This window comes from Streptomyces sp. NPDC042259 (assembly GCF_055582085.1).
Genome location: NZ_JBVJDW010000006.1, coordinates 151885 through 178790 on the forward strand (window position 1 = coordinate 151885; position 26906 = coordinate 178790).

General features: G+C 73.4%; 24 protein-coding genes. 17 read left to right on the forward strand and 7 right to left on the reverse strand.

Annotated elements, in window-relative coordinates; translation table 11 throughout:
- Positions 1-2 precede the first annotated feature (2 nt).
- Entirely contained in the window at positions 3-1220 is a 1218-nt protein-coding gene (locus ACZ6MA_RS18425; RefSeq protein ID WP_469434884.1) for an alanine racemase, read from the reverse strand.
- A gap of 197 nt (positions 1221-1417) precedes the next feature.
- Between ACZ6MA_RS18425 and ACZ6MA_RS18430 the strand changes: the two genes are divergently transcribed.
- From ACZ6MA_RS18430 to ACZ6MA_RS18445, 4 genes are all read left to right on the forward strand, one after another.
- Positions 1418-2320 (forward strand): hypothetical protein, encoded by a 903-nt coding sequence (locus tag ACZ6MA_RS18430; RefSeq protein ID WP_469434886.1) that lies wholly within the window; start codon positions 1418-1420, stop codon positions 2318-2320.
- Complete coding sequence (gene mycP, locus ACZ6MA_RS18435; RefSeq protein ID WP_469434887.1) at positions 2317-3507, forward strand: type VII secretion-associated serine protease mycosin; 1191 nt, start codon at positions 2317-2319, stop codon at positions 3505-3507. The genes ACZ6MA_RS18430 and mycP overlap by 4 nt, the downstream gene beginning before the upstream one ends.
- Before the next feature lie 303 nt (positions 3508-3810).
- Positions 3811-4545, forward strand: a complete 735-nt coding sequence (locus tag ACZ6MA_RS18440; RefSeq protein ID WP_469434889.1) for an SseB family protein — start codon at positions 3811-3813, stop codon at positions 4543-4545.
- A 438-nt stretch (positions 4546-4983) separates the two neighbouring features.
- Positions 4984-5715 carry an MIP family channel protein gene (locus ACZ6MA_RS18445; RefSeq protein WP_469435183.1) on the forward strand — a complete coding sequence of 244 codons (732 nt, stop codon included), beginning with the start codon at positions 4984-4986 and terminating at the stop codon, positions 5713-5715.
- Between the two features lie 56 nt (positions 5716-5771).
- Here ACZ6MA_RS18445 and ACZ6MA_RS18450 read toward each other — a convergent pair whose 3' ends face one another.
- Positions 5772-6155 (reverse strand): DUF1844 domain-containing protein, encoded by a 384-nt coding sequence (locus ACZ6MA_RS18450; RefSeq protein WP_469434890.1) that lies wholly within the window; start codon positions 6153-6155, stop codon positions 5772-5774.
- Between the two features lie 440 nt (positions 6156-6595).
- Between ACZ6MA_RS18450 and infC the strand changes: the two genes are divergently transcribed.
- From infC to ACZ6MA_RS18500, 10 genes are all read left to right on the forward strand, one after another.
- Positions 6596-7279 (forward strand): translation initiation factor IF-3, encoded by a 684-nt coding sequence (gene infC / locus ACZ6MA_RS18455; RefSeq protein WP_469435184.1) that lies wholly within the window; start codon positions 6596-6598, stop codon positions 7277-7279.
- A 122-nt stretch (positions 7280-7401) separates the two neighbouring features.
- A complete protein-coding gene (gene rpmI / locus ACZ6MA_RS18460) occupies positions 7402-7596 on the forward strand; it encodes a 50S ribosomal protein L35 (protein ID WP_469434892.1) in 195 nt (64 codons plus the stop codon).
- Between the two features lie 101 nt (positions 7597-7697).
- Positions 7698-8084, forward strand: coding sequence for a 50S ribosomal protein L20 (gene rplT / locus ACZ6MA_RS18465; RefSeq protein WP_102921913.1), 387 nt, complete (start codon positions 7698-7700; stop codon positions 8082-8084).
- A gap of 161 nt (positions 8085-8245) precedes the next feature.
- Positions 8246-9097, forward strand: coding sequence for a TrmH family RNA methyltransferase (locus tag ACZ6MA_RS18470; protein ID WP_469434894.1), 852 nt, complete (start codon positions 8246-8248; stop codon positions 9095-9097).
- A 63-nt stretch (positions 9098-9160) separates the two neighbouring features.
- A complete protein-coding gene (locus ACZ6MA_RS18475; RefSeq protein ID WP_469435185.1) occupies positions 9161-10267 on the forward strand; it encodes a sensor histidine kinase in 1107 nt (368 codons plus the stop codon).
- A gap of 174 nt (positions 10268-10441) precedes the next feature.
- Positions 10442-11563 carry a phenylalanine--tRNA ligase subunit alpha gene (gene pheS / locus ACZ6MA_RS18480; protein WP_469434896.1) on the forward strand — a complete coding sequence of 374 codons (1122 nt, stop codon included), beginning with the start codon at positions 10442-10444 and terminating at the stop codon, positions 11561-11563.
- Positions 11563-14091 carry a phenylalanine--tRNA ligase subunit beta gene (gene pheT / locus ACZ6MA_RS18485; protein ID WP_469434898.1) on the forward strand — a complete coding sequence of 843 codons (2529 nt, stop codon included), beginning with the start codon at positions 11563-11565 and terminating at the stop codon, positions 14089-14091. Before pheS ends, pheT begins: the two co-directional genes overlap by 1 nt.
- A 209-nt stretch (positions 14092-14300) precedes the next feature.
- On the forward strand, positions 14301-15500 hold the full coding sequence (locus tag ACZ6MA_RS18490; protein WP_469434899.1) for a PP2C family protein-serine/threonine phosphatase: 1200 nt from the start codon (positions 14301-14303) through the stop codon (positions 15498-15500).
- A gap of 159 nt (positions 15501-15659) precedes the next feature.
- Positions 15660-16997 carry a tetratricopeptide repeat protein gene (locus ACZ6MA_RS18495; protein ID WP_469434901.1) on the forward strand — a complete coding sequence of 446 codons (1338 nt, stop codon included), beginning with the start codon at positions 15660-15662 and terminating at the stop codon, positions 16995-16997.
- Between the two features lie 46 nt (positions 16998-17043).
- A complete protein-coding gene (locus ACZ6MA_RS18500) occupies positions 17044-17574 on the forward strand; it encodes an NUDIX hydrolase (RefSeq protein WP_130876947.1) in 531 nt (176 codons plus the stop codon).
- 38 nt (positions 17575-17612) lie between these two features.
- Here the strand turns inward: ACZ6MA_RS18500 and ACZ6MA_RS18505 are convergent, their stop codons facing one another.
- Complete coding sequence (locus ACZ6MA_RS18505; RefSeq protein WP_469434903.1) at positions 17613-17870, reverse strand: hypothetical protein; 258 nt, start codon at positions 17868-17870, stop codon at positions 17613-17615.
- A 245-nt stretch (positions 17871-18115) separates the two neighbouring features.
- Positions 18116-18973 carry a 3-hydroxybutyryl-CoA dehydrogenase gene (locus ACZ6MA_RS18510; protein ID WP_469435186.1) on the reverse strand — a complete coding sequence of 286 codons (858 nt, stop codon included), beginning with the start codon at positions 18971-18973 and terminating at the stop codon, positions 18116-18118.
- 199 nt (positions 18974-19172) lie between these two features.
- Here ACZ6MA_RS18510 and ACZ6MA_RS18515 point away from each other — a divergent pair, with 199 nt between their 5' ends.
- Positions 19173-20480, forward strand: a complete 1308-nt coding sequence (locus tag ACZ6MA_RS18515) for a glycoside hydrolase family 10-like protein (protein WP_469434904.1) — start codon at positions 19173-19175, stop codon at positions 20478-20480.
- 16 nt (positions 20481-20496) lie between these two features.
- Here the strand turns inward: ACZ6MA_RS18515 and ACZ6MA_RS18520 are convergent, their stop codons facing one another.
- A complete protein-coding gene (locus tag ACZ6MA_RS18520) occupies positions 20497-20697 on the reverse strand; it encodes a DUF1918 domain-containing protein (protein WP_469434906.1) in 201 nt (66 codons plus the stop codon).
- Between the two features lie 147 nt (positions 20698-20844).
- Positions 20845-21810, reverse strand: coding sequence for a DMT family transporter (locus tag ACZ6MA_RS18525; RefSeq protein ID WP_469434907.1), 966 nt, complete (start codon positions 21808-21810; stop codon positions 20845-20847).
- Between ACZ6MA_RS18525 and ACZ6MA_RS18530 the strand changes: the two genes are divergently transcribed.
- Both ACZ6MA_RS18530 and ACZ6MA_RS18535 read left to right on the forward strand, forming a co-directional pair.
- Positions 21809-23254 (forward strand): aminotransferase-like domain-containing protein, encoded by a 1446-nt coding sequence (locus tag ACZ6MA_RS18530; protein ID WP_469434909.1) that lies wholly within the window; start codon positions 21809-21811, stop codon positions 23252-23254. The two genes, ACZ6MA_RS18525 and ACZ6MA_RS18530, sit on opposite strands and share 2 nt — an antisense overlap.
- Positions 23255-23308: 54 nt before the next feature.
- A complete protein-coding gene (locus tag ACZ6MA_RS18535; protein WP_469434910.1) occupies positions 23309-24469 on the forward strand; it encodes a methyltransferase in 1161 nt (386 codons plus the stop codon).
- Positions 24470-24496: 27 nt separating this feature from the next.
- Here ACZ6MA_RS18535 and ACZ6MA_RS18540 read toward each other — a convergent pair whose 3' ends face one another.
- Positions 24497-26890, reverse strand: a complete 2394-nt coding sequence (locus ACZ6MA_RS18540; RefSeq protein WP_469434911.1) for an ATP-binding cassette domain-containing protein — start codon at positions 26888-26890, stop codon at positions 24497-24499.
- Positions 26891-26906: the final 16 nt, after the last annotated feature.

Genomic DNA, 26906 nt, shown 5'->3' on the forward strand with positions numbered 1-26906 from the left:
CGTCAGACGAAGGTGCGGCCCTCGCCCCGGTACGTGGGGACACTGTCCACCACCCGGTCGCCCTCGACGAGCCGCAGCACCGCGAACCGCTCGCACAGCTCCCCGGCCTTCGCGTGCCGGAACCACACCTTGTCACCCACCAGCAGATCGTCGGCGGGCTGCCCGACCAGCGGCGTCTGCACCTCACCCGCACCCTCCCGGCCGGTCAGGCGCAGCCCCGCCGGCAGATACGGCACGGGCAACCGGTCCGCGCCCATGGCCCCCGACGCCGGATACCCGCCGCCCAGCACGGTCACCACTCCCACCCCCGGGCGGCGCACCACCGGCAGGGCGAACAGCGCGGCCGGGCGGCCCCGGAACGAGCTGTAGTGGTCGAACAACCGCGGCGCGTACAGCGCCGAACCGGCCGCCACCTCCGTGACCGCCCCCTCCGCCGCCGTGTACTGCACACTGCCCGAACCGCCACCGTTGACGAACTCCAGCTCCGCCACGGCCCGTACCGCCCGCACCGCCTCGGCCCGACGGGCCGCCAGCTCCCGGCGCGCCACCGTCTGCATCAACCGGACCGCCCGCGACCGCACCGGGCGCCCCGCCACCGCGTCACCGACACCCGCCACATGCGCCTCGTACGCCATCAGCCCCACCAGCCGGAACCCCGGCCGGCGGTCGATCAGCCGGGCCAGCTCCGCCAGCGCCCCCGGCTCCCACAACGGCGAACGCAGCGCGCCGACGCGCACCCGGCCGCACAGCAACCGCAGCGAGGTGTCCAACTCCAGGCACACCCGGACCTCTTCGGTCCGGCCCAGCCCGGCCCGCGCCGCGTCGATCAGCGCCAGCTGCGCCGGGTCGTCCACCATCACCGTGACCGTCTCCGCGAGCTTGGCGTCCGAGACCAGCTCGGCGAAACCCTCCCGGTCGGCCGACGGATACGCCAACAGCACATCGTCGAAACCCGAACGCGCCAGCCACAGCGACTCCGCCAGCGTATGGCTCATCACCCCCGCGAAGCCCTCGTGCGCCAGCGCCCGTTCCAGCAGCGCCCGGCAGCGCACCGACTTGCTCGCCACCCGGACCGGCTTGCCCCGCGCCCGCCGCACCAGATCGGCGGCATTGGCGTCGAACGCCCCGAGATCGACCACGGCCAGCGGGGCGTCCAGATGGGCCGTCGCCCGGTCGTAACGGACTCGGTCGGCGGCGGAACCGACGGTGTGAGCAGCCATGGCGGGCAGCCTGCCAGAGGGAAACACCCCTGAACAGAGGGCCGGTACAGGCGAATGGCCCGCGCCGCTCCGCGCCCCGTAGAGTGTCCGGGCACGCCATGGGCCACCCGCCGGTGGCGGGTTGTACGGATACGAACCGGCCTGTCCCGAAGGGCGATCGGCGGTACGGCGAGCCGGCTCGCGAGGGGGAGCGCAGGTTGAGCACCGAAGCGGACCCCATGCCGCCGCGCGTCCCGCTCGCCCGGACCCCCCTGCCCGTCCTCGTGCCGGAGGACTGGCGAACCCCGCCCCGGCCCCCGGTCCCCGGACCACCGCCCCCGGGCGCCGGGCCCGGCGCCCCGCGAAGGCGGCCCGGGCGCACCGCCGCGGCCGCCGTGTGTGCCGTCCTCGGCCTCGGCCTCATCGGCGGCGCCGCCGCCGGCACCTGGCTCACCACCGGACCGGGGGAGCCCGGCGCGGCCGGGACCACGTACGCGCGCGGCGCCGGACTCTGGCGGACCGTCCCCGTGGACACCCTCTTCCCCCGCGTCGTGCGCGAGCCCGCCGCCGGGCCCGGCGGCGCGTTCCGCGACTGGACCCGGATCGGCGTCGCCGCCGACGCCGACTGCGCGGGCGCCTTCGACCCCTTGCTGGCCAGGGCGTTGGCACCGGTCGGCTGCAAGCGGCTGCTGCGGGCGGCGTACACCGACGCCACCTCGACCCGGGTGACCACCGTCGGTCTGCTCGTCACCGAGGCCGACGCCGCCGGTATGCGCGCCCTGCGCGCGCGGTTCACCGACGAACACCTCGACGAACGCCCCGATCTGATGCCCCGCCCGTACGCCCCGGCCGGCACCGCCGCCGAACACTTCGGCGACGCCCAGCGCGCCAGCTGGCGCATCAGCGTCCTGACCGACGCCCCGGCCGTCGTCTACGCCGTGAGCGGCTTCGCCGACGCCCGCACGGACACCCCGCCCCAGCCGGCCGGACGGGCCACCGCCCCCGGCGCGACCACCGCCCCCGCCCAGGCGGGCCTCGGCCACGACGCGAACGCGCTCGCCGCCCGAGTGGAACGAGACTTCCGGCAGGCCGTGACCCGACCCCGGGAGACCCCCCGATGACACCGCGCGAGCCGGCCGGCCCGGCCCGGGGCGCCCTCCGCCGCACCGCCGCCGCGCTGGCCGCCGCCACCCTCGTCGCCCTGCCCGCCGCCCCCGCCCGGGCCGACACCATAAGGGCCCAGGAGTGGGCCCTCGACGCCCTGCGCACCCAGGACGCGTGGAAGACCACCAAGGGCGCGGGGGTGACCGTCGCGGTCCTCGACACCGGCGTCGACGAGGAACACCCCGACCTCCAGGGCCAGGTACTGCCCGGCCAGGACCTCATCGGCTTCGGCGCCCGCCGCGGCGACCGGGCCTGGGCCCGGCACGGCACCGCCATGGCGGGCATCATCGCCGGCCGCGGACACGGCGACGGCGACGGTGTCCTCGGCGTCGCCCCCGAAGCGAAAATCCTGCCGGTCCGGGTGATCCTGGAGGACAAGGACCCCGACCGCCCCCGGGCCCGCAACGCACGCGGCGGCGCCCTCGCGGACGGCATCCGCTGGGCCGCCGACCACGGCGCCGACGTGATCAACCTGTCCCTCGGCGACGACAGCGACTCCGCCCACCCCGAGCCGGGCGAGGACGCCGCCGTCCGCTACGCCCTGGACAAGGGCGCCGTCGTCGTCGCCTCCGCCGGCAACGGCGGCGAACACGGCGACCACGTCTCCTACCCCGCCGCCTACCCCGGCGTGATCGCCGTCGCCGCCGTGGACCGCTACGGCAACCGCGCCGCGTTCTCCACCCGCCGCTGGTACGCGACCGTCAGCGCCCCCGGCGTCGACGTCGTCATCGCCGACCCCGACCGCCGCTACTACGAGGGCTGGGGCACGAGTGCCGCCGCCGCGTTCGTCTCCGGCGCGGTGGCCCTCATCCGCGCCGCCCACCCCGGCCTGAGCCCGGCCCAGATCCGCGGCCTGCTCACCTCCACGGCACGGGACGCCCCACGGGGCGGCCGCTCGGACGCGCTGGGCGCGGGCCTGGTCGACCCGGCGGCGGCGATCGAGCGGGGTGCGCGGCTGCGCCCTGAGGCGCAGCGCCCACGGGTCGCGCGTGACTACACGGGCCGGTATTTCGGGCCCGGCCCCCACTCCCCGGACCCGTCCGCATCAGGGCCGCCGCCGGTGCCGGCCTTGGCGGCGGGCGCGGTGGGTATCGCGCTGCTCGCCGCGGCGGTGGTGCTGTGGCGTGGCCCCCGCCGTGCGTGACGCCGCCGCGGTGTTCCGCTGGCGCGTTTCCGCTGCGCGGGGCGGTTTTTCGTCGGCGCGGCGTCGTGTTCCCCCGCGGGGCGGTGCCGCTGCGCGGGGGCTGTTTCGGTGCGGTGCCGGGCTGACAACGCCCCGCGCAGCGGTTACTCGCCCCGCGTCGGCGGGGACGGAGCCGCACCCGGCAACGGTTCAAGCTGCCACGCAGCGGCAACGGCCCCGCGCCGGCGGGGAACGCCGCCGCGCCCAGCGGCAACCCCCGGGGGACCCGTGAGGGCCCGTATCCCCGGCCGGTAGGCTCACCCCGTGGAGCGAAAGAACATTCCGGACCCCGGTTTCTCCGACGACGACGGCTCCGCCGATCCCGCCCTCGCGGCGGCGCTCGCCGCCTGGTCGGCCGATCCCGGAGCCGAGGCCGGCGTCCTCGCCGCCCTGCGGGGCGCCCGGCTCCTCGTGCCGGTGGTCGCCGTGCTCGGCGAGGTGGAGACCGGGCCCGACGGGCTGCGGCGCGAGAAGACCAGCGACATGGCCGTCCCGACGCTCCAGGCCCCGGACGGCCGCAAGGCGCTGCCGGCGTTCACCTCCATCGAGACCCTGGCCCGCTGGCGCGCGGACGCGCGGCCCGTGGCCGTCCCCCTGCACCAGGCACTCCAGGCGGCCGCCCACGAGCAGGCGGACACGATCGTGCTGGACCTCGCGGGGCCCGTGCCGTATCAGCTGACGGGCCCGGCCCTGCTGGCCCTGGCCGAGGGCCGCGACAGCGCGGACCCGTCGGCCGACCCGGCCGTCACCGACGCCCTGCGGTCCGTGCTGGCCGGCGAGGCGGCCGTGCTCCGGGCGCACCTCGCGCCCTCCGCGGACGCCGACGGCACGCTGGCGCTGGCGCTGGCCGAGGGTGCCGTACCCGCCGAGGTGGTCCGGAAGGTCGCGGAGGCCCTCGCGGCCGACGAGGTGCTGCGGGCCCGGCTCGTCAAGGGACTGGACCTGGCCCTGCTGCCGCCGGGCGCGGCGGTGCCGGGGGCTGCGCTCTTCAGTCGGTGACTCTCGCCTGGCCGGCGTTTGCAGGCTGACGGCCGGTGGCGCCGCCTCTCGCCTGGCCGGCGGACCTCGGCTGCGGGCTGTCTTGGCCGCCTGCGGCGGCTCAGCGCCCTGCGGGCGCGTCCTCAATCGCCGGACGGGCTGAAATCAGTCCGTCCGGCGATTGAGGACACAGCACAGCAGCCCGTCCGGCGATTGAGGACACCGAGACCGCATACCCAGCCCGTCCGGCGTTTGAGGACAGGGCGCGGCAGCCCGTCCGGCGTTTGCGGACACCGCCGCGACAGCGAATGGCGGGTCACCGACCAGGTACAGGCCGCGGAGCCGACAGGCGGGACGCGCGGGGGCGTCCGACAATGCGAGGACAGTCCACGAGATCCTCGGGAGGACGCCATGGACGCCGTGAAACAGGGATCACTGCGGCTCGACCGGCTCGACCCCGTGCGGACACGGACCGTCGCGGCCGAGTTCCTCGGAACCCTGCTGCTGGTCTTCTTCGCCGTCGGAGCCGCGGTCCTCGCGGCGGACTACATCGGTGTGCTCGGCATCGCGCTGGCCTTCGGCTTCACTCTTCTGGCCCTGGCGTACGCCCTGGGGCCCATCTCGGGCTGTCACATCAACCCGGCGGTCACGCTCGGCCTGCTGGTCGAGGGCCGGATCACCCGGCGCACGGCGCTGGAGTACTGGATCGCGCAGCTGCTCGGCGGCATCGTGGGCGCGGCGCTGCTGTTCCTGCTGGCCAAGCAGGTGCCGGGGCTCAAGACGGACGGCGCCTTCGGCAGCAACGGCTTCGCCGACCGGTCGGCCGTGCACCTCAACACCGGCGGCGCGTTCCTCGCGGAGGTCGTGATGACCTTCGTGCTGGTCCTCGTGGTCCTGTCGGTGACCCACAGGGTCGCCGTCGTGGGCTTCGACGGGCTGCCCATCGGCCTGGTCCTCGCGGTGGTCCACCTGGTGGGCATTCCGCTGACCGGCACGTCCGTGAACCCGGCCCGGAGCCTGGGCCCGGCCCTCTTCGCGGGCGGCGGGGCGCTGTCCCAGCTGTGGCTGTTCCTCGTCGCCCCGCCGATCGGGGCCGTGCTCGCGGCCTTCGCGCACCGGGTCACCCACCCGCGCATGGGCCCGGCCCAGCTCGCGGACGAGCTGTCCACCGAGCCCCGCCCGACGGCCTGAGGCCGCCGGGACGGGAACGTGCCCCGGGCCCGGCGCCGCCGCCGGGAGGCCGGGGCTCAGCCGAAGACCGGACCGGTGTACTGCTCGCCCGGGCCCTTGCCCGGCTCGTCCGGTACGACGGAGGCCTCGCGGAAGGCCAGCTGGAGCGACTTCAGACCGTCGCGCAGCGGTCCGGCGTGGAAGTTGCTGACCTCGGTGGCGCTGGCGGTGACCAGCCCGGCGAGGGCGGTGATCAGCTTCCGGGCCTCGTCCAGGTCCTTGTGCTGCTCGCCCTCCTCGGCGAGGCCCAGGTTGACCGCCGCCGAGCTCATCAGGTGCACCGCGACCGTCGTGATCACCTCGACGGCGGGCACGTCCGCGATGTCACGGGTCATGCTGTCGAAGTCCGGTGCCCCTTCGGAGGGGGCCGACGGGGTGGGCTCGGGGGTGGCGTCGCTCATCGTTGCTCTTCCGCTTCGGGTCCGGCCGCTCCCGTACGCGATCGGCGTACGGGTCCTGGTGCCGGACGTTTCTCGTGCCGGACGATGTGTCCCGGCCGATGGGCCCAGCCTAGGGCCCGGCTCCGCCCGAGTGGGGACCGGGCCGGGTCACTGCTATGCTGGACCTCGACCGGCTGGACACTTTGGTGCCCGGCCCACAAGTGGAGGCTCCGATCTCCCACCTCGACGGCCCCCGGGTCGGCAGGTCTCCGGTCAGGTGACGCCCATCGTTCCGTACGGACGATGTGGAATTGCCCGATGCGCCTCGCGGTTGACCGCGGCGGTGCTCCCGGTGTTTGAGGAGCCCCCGCCTGTGTCCCGTCCGAGGCGCTTTTTTGCGTCACGAGCACGACGCGGGGGTCATCCCGAACAGACGTTACGCGGCTGTCCGCCAGACAACCGTGTGGTGCTACCTAGGAGGCCCCATCAGCACCGAGCCCCGCATCAACGACCGAATTCGCGTCCCCGAGGTGCGACTCGTCGGTCCGAGCGGCGAGCAGGTGGGCATTGTGCCGCTCGCCAAGGCCCTTGAGCTCGCGCAGGAGTACGACCTCGACCTGGTCGAGGTCGCCGCTTCCGCCAGGCCGCCGGTCTGCAAGCTCATGGACTACGGCAAGTTCAAGTACGAGTCGGCCATGAAGGCCCGTGAGGCGCGCAAGAACCAGGCGCACACGGTCATCAAGGAGATGAAGCTCCGGCCGAAGATCGACCCGCACGACTACGACACCAAAAAGGGTCACGTCGTCCGGTTCCTCAAGCAGGGCGACAAGGTCAAGATCACGATCATGTTCCGTGGTCGCGAGCAGTCCCGGCCGGAGCTCGGCTTCCGGCTGCTCCAGCGACTGGCGTCGGACGTGGAGGAGCTCGGCTTCATCGAGTCGAACCCGAAGCAGGACGGCCGCAACATGATCATGGTTCTCGGCCCGCACAAGAAGAAGACCGAGGCGATGGCCGAGGCGCGTGAGCTCGCCGAAGCCCGTAAGGCGGAGCGCCGCGGCGCCGGCCACGCGGACGAGGCCGAGGCTCCCGCCGCGGAGGGCACCGCTGCCGCGGAGCCCTCCGAGGACGAGTCCGCCGAGGCGTGATCCCAGGGGCAGCCGCCCCGGATCGAATCCGGGGCAGCCGCCCCGGGCAACCGAACACAGCTGATACTTCCGCGTGCCCGCTTGCGGGCCGTGGGAGTGCCACCGACGAGGAGATACGGCGCATGCCGAAGAACAAGACGCACTCCGGTGCCAGCAAGCGCTTCAAGATCACTGGCTCCGGCAAGGTCATGCGTGAGCGCGCCGGCAAGCGCCACCTGCTCGAGCACAAGTCGTCCAAGCTGACGCGCCGCCTCACCGGCACCGCCGAGATGGCCCCGGGCGACGCCAAGAAGATCAAGAAGCTTCTCGGCAAGTGACGTTTCGCACCCCGCTCACCCGGGGTGCGCGTCGGACCGGGACCCAATCGAATTCGGGCCGCGTGAGATTCCACCGCGGCCCCGCTACAAGGAGTTAACAAGTGGCACGCGTCAAGCGGGCAGTCAACGCCCACAAGAAGCGCCGGGCGATCCTCGAGGCGGCCAAGGGCTACCGCGGCCAGCGGTCGCGCCTGTACCGCAAGGCCAAGGAGCAGGTCACCCACTCCCTGGTCTACAACTACAACGACCGCAAGAAGCGCAAGGGCGACTTCCGTCAGCTGTGGATCCAGCGCATCAACGCCGCTGCCCGCCAGAACGGCATGACGTACAACCGCCTCATCCAGGGTCTGAAGGCCGCCAACATCGAGGTGGACCGCAAGATCCTGGCCGAGCTCGCGGTCAACGACATGAACGCGTTCGCCGCGCTCGTCGAGGTCGCGCAGAAGGCTCTGCCGGCCGACGTCAACGCCCCGAAGGCCGCCGCCTGATCCGGCGCCCCAGGCAGTCGATCGGACCCGTAGGCCCCCGCGGCCTGCGGGTCCATCGTTTTTGTGCCGCCCCAGCCCAGTGCCGCCCAGTGCCGCCCTTCGCCCCCCCGACCGCCTTCCGTCCTGCCTTCCCCTCGTGACCACGAAGTGAGCCGCCGCCCATGGGCACCCCCGAGCTGATCTCCCCGCGCTCCCCCCGCGTCATCGCCGCCCGCCGGCTGGCCAAGCGCAATTTCCGGGTCAAGGAGCGACGGTTCATCGCCGAGGGCCCCCAGGCCGTACGCGAGGCGATCGAGCACCGCAGCGCCGGCGAGCCCACCCTCCTCGAGTTGTTCGCGACCGTCGACGCCGCCGAGCGGCACGCCGAGATCGTCGACGCGGCCCGCGCCGCCGGGGTCCGGGTGCACTACGCCGAGGACGACGTGATCGCCGAGCTCTCGCAGACGGTCACCCCGCAGGGCCTGGTCGGCGTCTGCCGCTTCCTCGACTCGCCCTTCGAGGAGATCCTCGCCGCCCGGCCCCGGCTGATCGCCGTCCTCGCGCACGTCCGCGACCCCGGCAACGCCGGTACGGTGCTGCGCTGCGCGGACGCCGCCGGCGCGGACGCCGTGGTGCTGACCGACGCCTCGGTGGACCTGTACAACCCCAAGTCCGTCCGGGCCTCCGTGGGCTCCCTCTTCCATCTGCCGGTCGCCGTCGGGGTGCCGGTGGAGCAGGCCGTGCGCGGACTGCGGGACGCCGGGGCCCGGGTGCTGGCCGCCGACGGCGCGGGCGTCGACCTCGACGCCGAGCTGGACCGGGGCAGCATGGGCACCCCCACCGCCTGGATCTTCGGCAACGAGGCATGGGGCCTGCCGGAGGAGACCCGGGCGCTCGCCGACGAGGTGGTACGGGTGCCGATCCACGGCAAGGCCGAGAGCCTGAACCTCGCGACGGCCGCCGCCGTGTGCCTGTACGCCTCCGCCCGTGCGCAGCGTGCAGCCGGAGGGTGCCGCTCCGTGACCTCCAGCTAGTAGGGTTGCGGTCCGGGGGCTCGGGAGGGGGTGCGGGTGGTGAACGTCAGAACTTCCGGGAGAGTGGCGGACACCTGTCCGGACGCCTCCCACGGCTCCGCGTGCGCGCAGGCGACCGGGCTGCACCCCGACGACCTGCCGGACGGGCTGGTCGTCGCCGACGACACCGGCCGGATCACCTGCTTCAACGCCGCCGCGGCGCGCATCACGGCCCTGCGGGCCGATGACGTGCTGGGCCGGCCGCTGGAGCGGGCCCTGCCGCTGGAGGACCTGGACGGCCGCCGCTGGTGGACCCTGACCGACCCCTACGGCGGGCTCGGCACCCGGGTCGGCCAGCCGGAGCGGAAGCTGCTGCTCCCCGGTGGCCGTGAGGTGCTCGTCTCCGCCCGGTACGTGCGCGAGCGGCCGAACGGGCCCGTGGTCCGTCTCGTGGTCCAGCTGCGCGGTACCGAGGCCCGCCGGCGCACCGAGCGCAGCCACGCCGAGCTGATCGCCACCGTCGCCCACGAACTGCGCTCGCCGCTGACCTCCGTCAAGGGCTTCACCGCGACGCTGCTGGCGAAGTGGGAGCGGTTCACCGACGACCAGAAGCGGCTGATGCTGGAGACCGTCGACGCCGACGCCGACCGGGTCAACCGGCTCATCGCCGAGCTGCTCGACATCTCCCGGATCGACTCCGGGCGGCTGGAGGTGCGCCGTCAGCCCGTCGACATCGTCGGCGCCGTCCGCCGGCACGTCCAGGCACACACCGCGGCCGGACAGCATGCCGAGCGGTTCCGGGTCAAGGTCGTGGAGCCGCTGCCCGCGCTCTGGGCCGATCCGGACAAGATCGACCAGGTGCTGGGCAACCTGCTGGAAAACGCGGTGCGCCACGGCGAGGGAACGGTCACCATAGAGGTCGCACCGGCCCGGATGAAGGCCCAGACGGAGGGAACGGCGGTCACCGTGAGCGATGAGGGCCCCGGCATCCCCGAGGAGGCGATGGGCCGCGTCTTCACCCGCTTCTGGCGGGGCAGCAAGCGCGGCGGCACCGGCCTGGGCCTCTACATCGTCAAGGGCATCGTCGAGGCGCACGGAGGGACGATCACCGTGGGGCGCACTCCACGCGGTGGTGCGCAGTTCCGGTTTACCCTGCCCGTGAGCGCCCCGGCCTTCCTCACCCAGGCCTGAGAGCGGCCCACGGGCCCACCCGACCACCCGCTCCCTTTAGACTCGACCTTTGGCACCTTTGGCACGACCTTGGCAGGACCCTGGCACCAACTCAGCCGGGCGAAGCCGCGCAGCGAGCGAAGCCTGGGGCCCCTCCCAGCGGTAGCTGGGGGACAATCGGAAGCACGGGAAGAGATGTCCGCACCCAATAAGTCGTACGACCCTGTCGAGGTCGAGGCACTGAAACCGGAAGAGATCGAGCGGCTGCGGGACGAGGCGCTCGGCGCCTTCGCCGCCGCCGGCGACCTCGAAGCCCTGCACGAGGCGAAGATCGCGCACACCGGTCCCGCGTCGCCGCTGTCCCTCGCCAACCGCGAGATCGGCGCGCTCCCGCCGCAGGCCAAGGCCGAGGCCGGCAAGCGCGTGGGCATGGCCCGCGGTGCCGTGAGCAAGGCCCTCGCCGCCCGCCAGGTGGAGCTGGAGGCGGAGCGCGACGCCCGCGTGCTCGTCGAGGAGGCCGTCGACGTCACCCTGCGCCACGACCGCGTCCCGGCCGGCGCCCGGCACCCGCTGACCACGCTCTCCGAGCGCATCGAGGACGTCTTCGTCGCGATGGGCTACGAGGTCGCCGAGGGCCCCGAGGTCGAGGCCGAGTGGTTCAACTTCGACGCCCTGAACTTCGAGCCGGACCACCCGGCCCGCGCCATGCAGGACACCTTCTTCGTCCAGGACGGCGACGGCAAGGCCGACTCCGGCGTCGTGCTGCGCACCCACACCTCCCCGGTGCAGGTCCGCAGCATGCTCGACCGCGAGCCGCCCATCTACGTGATCTGCCCGGGCCGCGTCTACCGCACCGACGAGCTGGACGCCACGCACACCCCGGTCTTCCACCAGGTCGAGCTGCTCGCCATCGACGAGGGCCTGACCATGGCGGACCTCAAGGGCACCCTGGACCACATGGTCCAGGCGCTCTTCGGGGCCGGTGTGACCACCCGGCTGCGGCCGAACTACTTCCCGTTCACCGAGCCGTCCGCCGAGATGGACATGCGGTGCTACGTGTGCCGCGGCGAGTCGGTCGGCAACCCCGACCGCCCCTGCCGCACCTGCTCCAGCGAGGGCTGGATCGAGCTGGGCGGCTGCGGCATGGTCAACCCGCGGGTGCTGACCGCCGCGGGCATCGACCCCGAGAAGTACAGCGGATTCGCCTTCGGGTTCGGCATCGAGCGAATGCTGATGTTCCGCCACAACGTCGAAGACATGCGAGACATGGTCGAGGGTGACGTGCGTTTCACCCGGCCGTTCGGGATGGAGATCTGATGCGGGTCCCGCTTTCTTGGCTGCGGGAATACGTCGACCTGCCGGCCGGTGAGACCGGTCGCGACGTGCAGGCCAAACTCGTCGCCGCCGGACTCGAGGTCGAGCGTGTCGAGCAGCTCGGCGCCGGCCTCAAGGGCCCCCTGGTCGTCGGCAAGGTCCTCACGATCGAGGAGCTGGAGGGCTTCCGTAAGCCCATCCGCTTCTGCACGGTCGACGTCGGCCCGGCCAACGGCACGGGCGAGCCGCAGGAGATCGTCTGCGGCGCGCGCAACTTCTCCGTCGGCGACAAGGTCGTCGTGGTGCTCCCCGGCGCCGTGCTGCCCGGCGACTTCAAGATCGCCGCGCGTAAGACGTACGGCCGCACCTCCCACGGCATGATCTGCTCGGGCGACGAGCTGGGCATGGGCGACGACGGCACGGACGGCATCATCGTCCTGCCGCCGGAGCACGAGGTGGGCACCGACGCCATCGAGCTGCTCGAGCTGGTCGACGAGGTCCTCGACATCGCCGTCACCCCCGACCGGGGCTACTGCCTGTCGATGCGCGGCGTGGCCCGCGAGGCCGCGACCGCGTACGGACTGCCGCTGCGCGACCCGGCGCTGCTGGACGTGCCCGCGCCCAACGGCTACGGCTACCTGGTCAAGGTCGCCGACCCGGCCGGCTGCGACCGCTTCACCGCCCGCACGGTCACCGGTCTCGACCCCGAGGCGCACTCCCCGATCTGGCTCCGCCGCCGGCTGCAGAAGGCGGGCATGCGCCCGGTCTCGCTGGCCGTCGACGTCACGAACTACGTGATGCTCGAGCTGGGCCAGCCGCTGCACGCCTACGACCGGTCCCGCGTCGACGGGCCGATCGGCGTGCGCCGCGCCGAGCAGGGCGAGAAGCTCGTCACCCTCGACGGCACCAAGCGCGTGCTGGACGCCGAGGACCTGGTCATCACCGACAACAGCGGGCCGATCGGGCTCGCGGGCGTCATGGGCGGGGCCAACACCGAGATCGCCGACGCCACGGTCGACCCGGAGACGGGCGCGGTCGGCGGCACCACCGAGATCGTCATCGAGGCGGCGCACTTCGACGCCGTCTCCATCGCGCGGACGGCCCGTCGCCACAAGCTGTCCTCCGAGGCGTCCAAGCGCTTCGAGCGCGGCGTCGACCCGAACGCCGCCTCCGCGGCGGCCCAGCGGACCGTGGATCTGCTGGTCCTGCTGGCGGGCGGCAGCGCCGAGGCCGGTGTCACCGAGATCGTCGCCCCCAGCGGCCCCCGCACCATCTCGATCAGCGCCGACCACCCCGACAAGGTGGCCGGTGTCGAGTACGGCCGGGAGACCGTCGTCCGCCGCCTCCAGGAGGTCGGCTGCGACGTGTACGGGCAGGACGAGCTGATCGTCACCGTGCCCAGCTGGCGGCCGGACCTCACCGACCCCAACGACCTGGCCGAAGAGGTCATCCGGCTGGAGGGCTACGAGAACCTGCCCTCCACCCTGCCGCAGCCCCCCGCCGGGCGTGGCCTGACCGAGCGGCAGCGCCTGCACCGCCGGGTCGGCCGCGCGCTCGCCGGCGCCGGTTTCGTCGAGGCGCCCACCTATCCCTTCATCGGGGAGGAGGCCCTCGACCACCTCGGTCTGGAGGCCGACGACCCGCGCCGCTCGGTGGTGCGCCTGGTCAACCCGCTCGCCGACACCGAGCCGGCGCTGCGCACCACGCTGCTGCCGGGGCTCTTCGGCGCCCTGCGCCGCAACGACGGCCGTGGGGAGCGCGACCTCGCGCTCTTCGAGACCGGTCTGGTCTTCCGGCCGACCGGTGACGAGCGTCGCGCGGTCCGGCTGCCGGTCGACCGCCGCCCGACCGACGAGGAGATCGCCGGCCTCGACGCCGCGCTGCCCCGGCAGCCGCGGCACGTGGCCGCCGTCCTCGCCGGGGCGCGCGAGCTGCCCGGCTGGTGGGGCCAGGGCCGCCCCAGCGGCTGGGCGGACGCCGTCGAGGCGGCCCGCGCGGTGGCCCGCGAGGCCGGTGCCGAGCTGATCGTCCGCCAGGACCAGCGGGCGCCGTTCCACCCCGGCCGGTGCGCCGCGTTCTTCGTGGTCGTCGACGGCGCGGAGAAGTTCGCCGGCAGCGCCGGCGAGCTGCACCCGCGGGTGACCAAGGCGTTCGGCCTGCCGGAGCGCACCTGCGCGATGGAGCTGGAGCTCGACCTGCTGGAGCGCGCGGGTACCGGCGTCGCCCGGGCCCCGCACGTGTCCACCTTCCCGGTGGCCACCCAGGACGTCGCGCTCGTCGTGGACGCCTCGGTCCCCGCTGCCGACGTCGAGGCCGCGCTGCGGTCCGGCGCGGGTGAACTCCTCGAGTCGCTGCGCCTGTTCGACGTCTTCACCGGCGAACAGCTCGGTGCGGGCAGGAAGTCGCTGGCCTACGCGCTGCGCTTCCGCGCCGCGGACCGCACGCTGACCGCCGAGGAGGCCACGGCCGCCCGTGACGCCGCGGTCGCCGCGGCCGTCGAGCGCACCGGAGCCGCCCTGCGCGGCGCCTGAGACCGGACGGCCGCCGACCGACCGGCGGCCGTCCGTACGGCACAGGGGCGCACCCGGATCTCCGGGTGCGCCCCTGGTCTATGCCCCATATGTCTGACCCACGTTCCGAATATCACTCAATAGGGTGGAAATGGGCGTTCTGGTCGTTACTTCGGTCTGAGTGCTCGCGAGAATCGTGCGCGTCACTGCTGCTAGGGGGGCCGCTGGGCATGATCCGTACAGGGGCAGGGCGGTGCCGACGGGGCCTGGTGTTCGCGCTCCCCGGGCTGTGGGTGCTCGGGGTGGTCCTCTGCGAACTCCTGAGCCCGCTGGGGACCCCGTGCGTCCAACTGCTCGCCGCCGCGCCCGCCATCGCCTGCGCCGGCAGCGGCCGCCGCCAGTGCGTCCTGCTCGGCGGTGCCTGCGCGCTCTTCGCGCTCGTCCCCCTCGGGCCGAGCGGCCGCGCGGACCCGGCCGGCCGCGCGGGCACCTGCGGTGCGATCCTCGCCGTCGTCGTGGCGGGCTACCTCACCACGGGCCGACGGCTGCGGCTGGTGCGCGAGCTGGAGCGGCTGCGCGAGATCGCCGCCGCCGCGCAACAGGCCCTGCTGCGCCCCCTGCCGCCCCGGATCGACGGGATCACCGTCGCGGGCGGCCATCTGTCGGCGAGCGAAGGGGCCCTGGTCGGCGGTGATCTGTACGAGGCGCTCGCCACCCCGCACGGTGTGCGCATCGTGATGGGCGACGTCCGCGGTCACGGCCTCGGCGCGATCGGCACCGTCGCCGCCGTGCTCGGCAGCTTCCGCGAGGCCGCCCACGACGAAGCGGAACTGCCGGGCGTGCTGCGGCGGTTGGAGCGCGCCCTCCAGCGCCACCTGGGCCAGCGGGCGGCGGACGGGCCCCCGCCGACGCGGGAGGACGAGCGGGACCGGACCTGCGCCGAGGAGTTCGTGACCGTGCTGCTGCTGGAGCTGCGGGCCGACGGCGAGGTCGTGGTGCTCAACTGCGGGCACCCCTGGCCGTACCGGCTCCGCGGCACGGCCGACGACGGCGCGCGGGCCGTCGCGGTGACGCCCGGCGAGCCGCTGCCACCGCTCGGGGCCTTCCCGCTGCCCGCCGAGGTGCCCGTCCTGCGGCTGCCCCGGCTGCTGCCCGGGGACGCCCTGGTGCTGCACACCGACGGCGCCGCGGACGCGCGGAACGCGGCAGGGGTGTTCTTCCCGCTGGAACGCGCCCTGACCGAGGCGGCGCACGGGGTGCCCATCGTGCCCGCGACGGTCGTCGAGCACGTCCGGTGCGCGCTGCTGCGCCACACCGGGGGCCGGCTGGCCGACGACGTCGCGCTGTTGGCCCTGCGGGACGACCGGCAGCGCCTTCCGGTGCGGACGCCCCACGCGGAACTCGCGCGCGTCTGCCACCCGCGCTCCTGACGACTCCCGGCGGCTCCCGGCAACTCCCGACGACCTTCTGGTGACTCCATGGTGGCCGGAAAGGGCCGCTGTCCGGCCACGCACGGCGGTGGCCCGTTCACACCCCGTGCGAAGGGATCTCCCTTACGCTGATCCCACCGAGCGTTTCCGGAGGGCAGGATGGAGCCCAACACTCTGCTCGACGCCATTCTCGACGAAGCGGGGATCTCCCACGCGGGCCTGGCCGCCCATGTCAACGCGGCCGGCCGCGCCCGTGGACTGGCGTTGCGCTACGAACACACCGCCGTCGCCCGCTGGTTGCGCGGCCAGCGGCCGCGGGGCCAGGTGCCGGACCTGATCTGCGAGGTCCTCGGCGAGCGGCTGCACCGCGCGCTGACCCTCGACGACATCGGCCTCGGCACCCCCGGCAGCCCCCGGGTGCCCGGCACCCCGCTCTCCGGCTTCGTCGAACGCGCCACCGCGCTGTGGCGGTCGGACGAGCAGCAGCGCGAACACGTCGTCAGCGCCCCGGCCGTGACCGGCACCCCCGCGGTGATCCCGGTCTGGGAATGGGAGAACCCGCCCGAGGACGCCGACGTCTCCCGGCGCGGCCTGACCCGGGTGTCCATGGACGACATCGAGATGCTGCGCGCCGCCCGTGCGCACTACGAGCAGATGTACCGCAAGGCGGGCGGCATCGCCACCCGCGCCCGGGTCGTCGGCTTCCTCAACGCCGAGGCCGCGCCCCTGCTGCGCGGCAGCTACCCCGACGAGACGGGCCGTCAGCTGCACCGCGCCACCGGGGGGCTGGTCGCGGTCGCCGGGATCTGCGCGTACGACTCCGACGCGCACGGACTGGCCCAGCGCTACTTCCACCAGGCGCTGCGGCTCGCCAAGGCCAGCGGGGACCGCGGGCTCGGCGCGTACGTCATAGCCCTGCTCGTCAACCAGTCGCTGTTCATGGGGGAGTACCGGCAGGCGGTCGCCTTCGCCGAGTCCGCGTTGCGGGCGGCGGGCTCGAACCTCACCCCGGCACTCGCCGCCGATCTCTACGCCATGCAGGCCAAGGCCTACGCCCGGCTCGGTGACGGCGGCGGGGCGCTCGCCTGCATCCGCCGCGCCGAGACCGCCGCCGACCGCATCCACCGCGGCCAGGAGCCCGCCGAGACCGGCTACGTACAGCCCGGACTGGTGAACGTACAGGTCGCCGAGGCGCTGCTCAGCCTCGGTGACCTCGGACCCGCCCGTGAGCACGCGGACCGGGCGGTCGACACCCCCGCGCACGACCGGGGCCGTGTCCACCGGCTCGCCATGCTCACGCACATCGAGCTGCGTCAAGGAGACGCGGACAAGGCGGTGGCCACCGCGCGGGAGATGACCGAGCAGGCGAGAGGCATGGAATCGCAGCGGTTACGGGACCGGCTCCGAGCGGTGCGCGAGCATCTGATCGAAAGTGGGTGCGCGGCCACGGCCGAGGCCGCCGAGATGATCGACGGGGCGCTGCGCGTGCCCTTGTGAGGACAGCGCCCGGGAGGTGGCCACCTCGGCGGAAGGTGGCATACACGTGCGTTGGAAGAATCTCAGCGAGCGGAGCGTCTACGAGAACCGGTGGTTCCGGGTCAATCTCGCGGACGTCGAACTCCCCGACGGCCGCCACCTCGACCACTTCCTCATCCGGCTGCGGCCCGTCGCCGTGGCCACGGTGGTCAACGAGGCGAACGAGGTTCTGCTCCTGTGGCGGCACCGTTTCATCACCGACAACTGGGGCTGGGAGCTGGCCGCCGGGGTCGTCGAGGACGGCGAGGACATCGCCCGCGCCGCGGCCCGTGAGATGGAGGAGGAGACCGGATGGCGGCCGGGCCCCCTGCGGCACCTGATGACAGTCGAACCGTCCAACGGTCTCACCGACGCCCGCCATCACATCTACTGGACGGACGAGGCCGAGTACCTCGGCGACCCCGAGGACGGCTTCGAGTCGGACCGACGGGAGTGGGTGCCGCTCAAGCTGGTACCCGACATGATCACCCGCGGTGAGGTACCGGCCGCCAACATGGCGGCCGCGCTACTGCTGCTGCACCATCTGCGGCTCGGCTGACCGCCGGGCCCGCGACGTGGGCCGGGAGCGTCCCGCGCTCACCGGCCGGCCGCCTGCCAGACGGTGACCCCCAGGGCGGCGAGGCCGGTGAGCGCGGCGAGCGACGGCAACGGCCACCGGCCGTGCTCCAGGGCCCGCACCCGCCCGCACGTCTGGTCGATCTCGCGCTCCGACTGGTCGCTGCGCTGGGTGAGAAGGGCGAGGTGGCCGTCGATGCGGGCGAACCCGACATCGAGGCTACGACGTAATTCCGCGAGCTCGGCCGACTTGACGGCGTGCTCGGGATGGATGGTCACGGTACGTTCCCCTTCCGGAAGGCTTCCACGTGCTGCTCGACGAGGTGAGTCAACCGCGTGGACAGGCGGGGCGGGAGCGTGTGCGGAGGGTAGGTGCGGGTCACCGTCGCACACCCCGTGTGAAGGCGGGGTGTGCGACGGCCGACGGACGCCGGCCCCACGGCAGCGGCCGGGCGGCGCCACCCTCGACGAGGGTGGCGCCGCCCGGCCGACTCGCGTTGTCGCGGGGGCTTCCCGCCACGGGCTCAGTAGGAGTAGAAGCCCGAGCCCGTCTTGCGGCCCAGCCGGCCCGCGTCGACCATGCGCTGGAGCAGCGGGGGAGCGGCGTACAGCGGCTCCTTGTACTCCTGGTACATGCTGTCGGCGACCGAGGCGACGGTGTCGAGGCCGATCAGGTCGGAGAGCTTGAGCGGGCCCATGGGGTGGGCGCAGCCCAGCTCCATGCCGTTGTCGATGTCCTCGCGGCTGGCGATGCCGGACTCGAACATCCGGATCGCGGAGAGCAGATACGGGATCAGCAGCGCGTTCACGACGAAGCCGGAGCGGTCCTGGGCGCGGATGGCGTGCTTGCCCAGGATCTTGCCGACCAGCGCCTCGGCGCGCTTGATCGTCTCCTCGCCCGTGGTCAGTGCCGGGATCAGCTCGACGAGCTGCTGCACCGGGGCCGGGTTGAAGAAGTGGATGCCGATGACCTGGTCGGGCCGCGAGGTCGCGACGGCCAGCTTCACCAGCGGGATGGAGGAGGTGTTGGAGGCCAGGATCGCGTCCGGGCGGGTGACGACCTGGTCGAGCACCTGGAAGATCTCGGTCTTCACCTGCTCGTTCTCGACGACCGCCTCGATGACCAGGTCGCGGTCGGCGAACTCGCCCAGGTCGGTGGTGAAGCTCAGCCGGGCCAGGGCCGCGTCGCGCTCCTCCTCGGTGATCTTGCCGCGTTCGGCGGCCTTGCCGAGGGAGTTGGTCAGACGGGTGCGGCCGAGCTCCAGGGCCTCACCGGTGGTCTCCGCGACCTTGACGTCGAGACCGGAGCGGGCACACACCTCCGCGATGCCCGCGCCCATCTGACCGCAGCCCACCACTCCGACGCGTGTCACGTCGGCCACTGAGTCCGTCACATCGTGCCTTTCGCTGATCTTGGTCGACCGGCGGGACGCCCGTCCCCCGCACCGATCGTGTCGGTGTGAGGACCCCCGGCGCCCGCCTCGGTCCAGACGTTACTCCGCGACAGGCGGTGCCGATGGGGCCGGGGCGGGCATGCTCTGCGCATACGGTGTGACCGATCCGACAAGGAGTGGCACGCATATGGGACGTATCAGCCGAAGAGGGTTCACCGTGGCGGCCGCGGGTGCGATGTCCGTCATGCTGGCGGCGGGCGAGGCCCGGGCCCGGAATCCTCAGACGGGCAACACGGGCAACACGGGCACCACGGGCGCCACGGATGCCAGGGGAGCCGGGGACGCCACGGACGGGGAAGTCAGGCGACGGCGTGAGTTCCGGGGCATGTGGACCGCGACCGTCGTGAACATCGACTGGCCGTCCAGGCCGGGGCTCGAGCCGGACGCGCAGCGGGCCGAGCTGCTCGGTCTGTTCGACACGGCCGTCGCACGGCGGCTCAACGCCGTGATCCTCCAGATCCGCCCCACCGCCGACGCCTTCTGGCCCTCGCCGTACGAGCCGTGGTCGGAGTATCTGACCGGCACTCAGGGCAAGCACCCGGGCTGGGACCCGCTCGCCTTCGCGGTGCGCGAGGCCCACAAACGCCGTCTGGAACTGCACGGTTGGTTCAACCCCTACCGCGTCGCCAACCACACCGACCCCACCCGGCTGGTCGCGAACCACCCCGCGCGCCGGCACCCCGACTGGGTGCTGCCCTACGGCGGAAAGCTCTACTACAACCCCGGGCTGCCGGAGGTCCGCCGCTTCGTCCAGGACGCGGTCCTCGACGCGGTCACCCGCTACGACCTCGACGGCGTGCACTTCGACGACTACTTCTACCCGTACCCGGTGGCCGGGCAGGACTTCGACGACACCGCCGCGTACGAGCGCTACGGCAGCGGCTTCCCCGACCGGGCGGCCTGGCGGCGGGACAACATCGACCGGCTGGTGCGCGAGACGGGGCTGCGCGTCAAGCAACGCAAGCCGCACGTGCGGTTCGGGATCAGCCCCTTCGCCATCTGGCGCAACCGGACCACCGATCCGCTGGGCTCCGACACCCGCGCCGGGGTGCAGACCTACGACGACCTGTACGCCGACACCCGAAGATGGGTCCGCGAGGAGTGGATCGACTACATCGTCCCGCAGATCTACTGGCACATCGGCTTCGCGGCCGCCGACTACGCCAAGCTCGTCCCCTGGTGGGCGGAGACCGTGCGCGGCACGGACGTCCACCTCTACATCGGGGAGGCCCTGTACAAGGCGGGGGCCGCGGGGCAGCCCGCGCCCTGGCAGGACCCGGCGGAACTCTCCCGCCACCTCGATCTCGACCGGAGCCACCCCGAGGTGCGCGGGAACGTCTACTTCTCCACCAAGCAGGTCGTCACCGATCCCGTAGGGGCGATGGCGCGCGTGGTCGCCGACCACTATCCCGACCGCGCGCGCCCGCCGCGCTGAGTGCTCCGGGCGGTGGTCAGACCGAGTCGCCCGACGTGCGGTGATCCACAGTGCTGTCGGGGCCGGGCGTCATGATCGTCTCGTGTCCGTTCTCCGCCCGGACCCGGAACGGCGGGGTGCCGTCGGGGCCCAGTACCTCCACGATCTCCACGACGCGGTCCTGCTTGCCGACAACCCGGCCGTGCACCACCAAACGGTCGCCCTTGCTCGCATGCATCGACGGTGCCCTTCGTTCGAGGTCCCCGATCCGGGGTCCGAGACGTGCACAGGGATGTGCCGCCGATTCTACGGTGACCGGCGGTGGATGGCTCGTCCTTCGGCCATCCGGGCCGGGGGACGGACGCGGCCGGCGGGCGCATGCCCGTCAGCCGCGGGCACGCTGGGTGACCGCGATGCAGACGAGCACGGCGACGGCGGCGGCCGGCGCGGCGGGCGTCAGCCGCTCGCCCAGCAGCGTCACCGACCACACCAGGGTGAGCAGCGGCTGCGCCAGCTGGAACTGGCTGGCCTTGGCCACCCCGATCACGGCCATGCCGCGGTACCACATCACCATGCCCGCCAGCTGGGAGCCCAGCACGAGCCAGAGCAGCCCGGCGACGGTGTGCCCGGTCAGCCGCACGGGCTCGTGGGACACGGCGACGGCCGCACCCGCCACGGCGACCGGCAGGCACAGCACCAGCGCCCAGCCGACGACCTGCCAGCCGGGCATCTCCCGCGCCAGCCGGCCGCCCTCCGCGTAACCCGCCGCGCACACCAGCAGGGCGACGAACAGGTACAGATCGCCGACGGTCGGCGTGCCTCCGCTCTGCACGAGGGCGAAGGCGATGACCACGGCCGCGCCCACCAGGGCCGCCGCCCAGAACGTGCGCGAGTGCCGGGTACCGGTCCGTACCGCCGAGTACGCGGCCGTGGTGAGCGGCAGCAGCCCCACGACGACGGCGGCGTGCGCGGTGGTCGACGTCCGCAGCGCGAGCGTGGTCAGCAGCGGGAAGCCCACGACGACCCCCGCCGCGACGATGGCCAGCCCGCCCCAGTGGCGGCGGCCGGGCACCGGCACCCGGAGCGCGAGCAGCCCGCCGCACGCGATCAGCGCGGCCAGCGTGGTCCGGCAGGTGGTCACGGACCACGGGCCGAGGCCCTCCAGGGACCAGGCGGTGGCGGGGAAGGTCAGCGAGAAGGCACAGACGCCGAGAACGGCGAGCAGGGTGCCGACGGTCAGGGGGGCGGGGGCGGCGCCGGGACGGTTCGGCGTCCCCACCGTCGCGGCCGGCCGGTCGGGGGCGCTCACTGCTATCGCCGTCGCGCCGATAGCGCTATCTTGTGCTCTCATGCAAGAGCGTAGCAGTGTGGCGGAACTGGCCGATGTCCTCCGGGGAGAGCTGAACCGCTACTCCGAAGGTGAGAAGCTGCCGTCCAGTCGGGCTCTGATCGACCGGTTCCGGGTCAGCCCCGTCACCGTCTCCCGGGCGCTGGCCGCCCTGGCCGCCGAGGGCCTGGTCGTCACCCGACCCGGCGCCGGTGCCTTCCGCGCCGTCCCGCACGCTCCGGCCGTCCGCCTCGGGGACACCTCCTGGCAGCAGGTCGCCCTCAGCGTCGAGACCCCCGGGGAGTCGGTGCCCCGGTCCGTGGACGCCTCGGGGGTGCTCGCCACCCTCTCCGAGCCCCCGCCCGGCGTCATCGAGTTCAACGGCGGCTACCTCCACCCCACGCTCCAGCCCGAACGGGCCCTGGCCGCCGCCCTCGCCCGCGCCGGACGCCGGCCGGGCGCCTGGGGCCGCCCGCCCGTGGAGGGCGTCGGCGAACTGCGGGCCTGGTTCGCCCGCCGGATCAGCGGCCCGGCCGGTACGGTCGCCGCCTCCGACGTACTGATCACCGCCGGCGGCCAGAGCGCCCTCACCGCCGCCCTGCGCGCCCTCGCCCCGCCCGGCGCCCCCGTACTCGTCGAATCCCCCACCTACCCGGGCATGCTCGCCGCCGCCCGCGCCTCCGGACTGCGGCCCGTGCCCGTACCGGCCGACGAGCGGGGGGTGCGCCCCGATCTGCTCGCCGAGGCCTTCCGGGCCGGCGGCGCCCGGGTCTTCGTCTGCCAGCCGCTCTTCCAGAACCCGACGGGCGCGGTCCTCGCCGACGAGCGGCGCCGCGAGGTCCTCCGGGTCGCCCGGGACGCCGGCGCCTTCGTCATCGAGGACGACTTCGCCCGCCTCCTCGCCCACGAGGACGCCCCCGCCCTGCCGCCCACCCTGGCCGCCGACGACCTCGACGGCATCGTCGTCCACGTCTGCTCCCTCACCAAGGCCACCTCGGCCAGCCTGCGGGTGGGCGCCCTCGCCGCCCGGGGGCCGGTCCTCGACCGGCTGCGGGCCATCCAGGTCGTCGACAGCTTCTTCGTGCCCCGGCCCCTGCAGGAGGCGGCGCTCGAATTCGTCGGCTCACCCGCCTGGCCCCGCCATCTGCGCACCATCGCCGCGCAACTGCGCCTGCGGCGCGAGGCGCTGCTCACCGCGCTCGCCCGGGACGTCCCCGCCCTCACCGTGGAGTCCGTGCCGACGGGCGGCTACGTCATGTGGCTGCGGCTCCCGGACGGCACCGACGAGAGCGTCCTCGCCGCCGCCGCCCTCCGGGCCGGTGTCGCCCTCGCCCCCGGCCGCCCGTACTTCTCCGCCGAGCCCCCCGCCCCCTATCTGCGCCTCAGCTTCGCGGCCGTCGCGGGCCCGGCGGAGCTGGCGGAGGGCGTGAGCCGGCTGCGCCGGGCCTGCGAGGAGACGCTGGGGTGAGCCGCCCGGCACGCGGGCCGGACGGCCCCGGGACTCGGCTAGCCTGAACGCACAATGAACTGTTTGACGACGTCATGGGGCGAGTTCGAACTCTCCCGCTTCCCCGAGGACTCCCGCGACAGACTGCGCGCCTGGGACGCCTCCGACGCGTATCTGCTGCGGCACCTCGAAGGAATCGACGGCGAGCCCACGGACCTCTCGGGCACGGTCGTCGTGCTGGGCGACCGGTGGGGCGCCCTCACCACCGCGCTCGCCCGGCACCGGCCCGTGCAGATCACCGACTCCTACCTCGGCCGGCAGGCGAGCGCCGCGAACCTCGCGCGCGCCGGTGCCGACGCCGACGCGGTGCGGCTGCTGTCGACCCGGGACACACCGCCGGAGCGGATCGACGTCCTGCTCGTCCGGGTGCCCAAGAGCCTGGCGCTCCTGGAGGACCAGCTGCGCCGCCTCGCGCCCGCCGTCCACGCCGGAACCGTCGTCGTCGGCACGGGCATGGTCACCGAGATCCACACCTCGACGCTCAAACTGTTCGAGCAGATCCTCGGACCGACCCGCACCTCGCTCGCGGTGAAGAAGGCACGCCTCATCTTCTGCACCCCCGACCCGCGGCTCGCCCGGACCCCCAGCCCCTGGCCGCGCGCCTACACGCTGCCCACCGACGTCGGGGCGGCCTCGGGCCTGACCGTCATCAACCACGCGGGAATCTTCTGCGCCGAACGCCTCGACATCGGCACCCGCTTCTTCCTGCGCAACCTCCCGCGCCGCCGCGGCCCCGAGCGCGTGGTGGACCTCGGCTGCGGCAACGGCGTGGTCGGCACGGCCGCGGCCCTCGCCAACCCCGAGGCCGAGGTGCTCTTCGTCGACGAGTCCTACCAGGCGGTGGCCTCCGCGGAAGCCACGTTCCACGCGAACGCCGGCGCCGCCGCGGCCACCCGGGCGGAATTCCGGGTCGGCGACGGGATGTCGGGCGTCCCGGCCGCGTCGGTGGACCTGGTGCTGAACAACCCGCCGTTCCACACCCACCAGGCGATGACCGACGCGACCGCCTACCGCATGTTCGCCGGGTCCCGCGAGGCGCTGCGCCCCGGCGGCGAGCTGTGGGTCATCGGCAACCGCCACCTCGGCTACCACGTGAAGCTGCGCCGCCTCTTCGGCAACTGCGAGGTCGTCACGAGCGACCCGAAGTTCGTCATCCTGCGCGCGGTCAAACGCTGACGGCACCGGTGCCCACGTTGGCGCCGGTCAGGCGCCGACGTAGGCCGCGAGGTGCTCGCCGGTGAGGGTGGAGCGGGTGGCGACGAGGCCGGCGGGGGTGCCCTCGTAGACGACACGGCCGCCGTCGTGGCCGGCACCGGGACCGAGGTCGATGATCCAGTCGGCGTGCGCCATGACCGCCTGGTGGTGCTCGACGACGATGACCGACTTGCCGGAGTCGACGAGCCGGTCCAGCAGGCCGAGCAACTGCTCCACATCGGCGAGGTGCAGACCGGCGGTCGGCTCGTCGAGGACGTAGACACCGCCCTTCTCCGCCATGTGGGTAGCCAGCTTGAGCCGCTGCCGCTCGCCGCCGGACAGGGTGGTGAGCGGCTGCCCGAGGCGGAGATAGCCGAGCCCGACGTCGGCGAGCCGGCCCAGGACGCGGTGCGCGGCCGGTGTGCGCGCCGGGCCGGCGCCGAAGAACTCCTCGGCCTCGGTGACCGACATCGCGAGCACCTCGCTGATGTCCCGGCCGCCGAGGCGGTGGTCGAGCACCGACGCCTCGAAGCGCTTGCCCTCGCACTCCTCGCAGGTGACGGCGACACCGGCCATCATCGCCAGATCGGTGTAGACGACGCCGGCGCCGTTGCAGTGCGGGCAGGCGCCCTCGGAATTGGCGCTGAACAGCGCCGGCTTCACCCCGTTGGCCTTCGCGAACGCCTTGCGGATCGGGTCGAGCAGCCCGGTGTACGTCGCCGGGTTGCTCCGCCGCGAGCCGCGGATCGGCGCCTGGTCCACCGACACCACGCCCTCGCCGGGGGAGACCGAGCCGTGCACGAGCGAACTCTTGCCGGAGCCCGCCACCCCGGTGATCACGCAGAGCACCCCGAGCGGGATGTCGACGTCGACGTCCCGCAGGTTGTGCTCGCGCGCACCGCGGACGGCGAGCCGGCCGGTCGGCGTCCGCACCGTCTTCTTGAGGGCGGCCCGGTCGTCGAAATGGCGGCCGGTGACGGTGTCACCGGCCCGCAGCCCCGCGACGGTGCCCTCGAAACACACGGCGCCGCCCGCCGCACCGGCGCCGGGACCGAGGTCGACGACGTGGTCGGCGATCGCGATCGTCTCCGGCTTGTGCTCGACGACGAGCACGGTGTTGCCCTTGTCCCGCAACCGCAGCAGCAGCTCGTTCATCCGCTGGACGTCGTGCGGATGCAGGCCGATGGTGGGCTCGTCGAAGACGTAGGTGACATCGGTGAGCGAGGAGCCGAGGTGACGGATCATCTTGACGCGCTGCGCCTCGCCGCCCGACAGCGTGCCCGACGGTCTTTCGAGCGAGAGATAACCGAGCCCGATCCGCACGAACGACTCCAGGGTCTGCCGGAGCGCGTCGAGCAGCGGAGCCACCGACGGCTCGTCGAGGTCACGGACCCATGCGGCCAGGTCGCTGATCTGCATCGCACAGGCGTCGGCGATGTTGATCCCGCCGATCCGCGACGAGCGGGCGGCCTCGCTGAGCCGGGTGCCGTCGCACTCGGGGCACACGGTGAAGGTCGTCGCCCGCTCCACGAACGCGCGGACGTGCGGCTGCAGCGCGTCGATGTCCTTGGACAGCATCGACTTCTGGATCTTGGGGATCAGGCCCTCGTACGTCAGATTGACGCCATCGACCTTGATCTTGGTGGGTTCCCGGTGGAGGAGGTCGTGCAGCTCCTTCTTGGTGTACTCGCGGATCGGCTTGTCCGGGTCGAAGTAGCCGCAGCCGCCGAAGATACGGCCGTACCAGCCGTCCATGCTGTAACCGGGGATCGTGAGAGCGCCCTCGTTGAGCGACTTGCCGTCGTCGTAGAGCTGGGTGAGATCGATGTCGGAGACCGCGCCCCGGCCCTCGCAGCGCGTGCACATGCCGCCGGTGCGGGTGAACGTGACCTTCTTCGTCCGGGTCCTGTCGGCGCCGCGGTCGACGGTGAACCCGCCGCTCGCCCGGACCGAGGCGACGTTGAACGAGAACGCGCCGGGCGGTCCGACGTGGGGCTCGCCGAGCCGGCTGAACAGGACGCGCAGCATCGCGTGCGCGTCGGTGGCCGTGCCGACCGTGGAGCGGGGGTCGGTGCCCAGGCGCTGCTGGTCGACGATGATCGCGGTCGTCAGCCCTTCGAGGACGTCGACCTCGGGCCGCGCGAGCGTCGGCATGAAGCCCTGTACGAAGGCGCTGTAGGTCTCGTTGATCAGCCGCTGCGACTCCGCGGCGATCGTGCCGAACACCAGCGAACTCTTGCCCGAGCCGGAGACGCCGGTGAACACGGTCAGCCGGCGCTTCGGGATCTCGACGCTGACGTCCTTGAGGTTGTTCACGCGGGCGCCGTGCACGCGGATCAGATCGTGACTGTCGGAAACATGCGGTGCGGGTGACTGCGCGTCCGCCCGCGTGGCCTTGCTCATCGTGTCTCCATCCGTT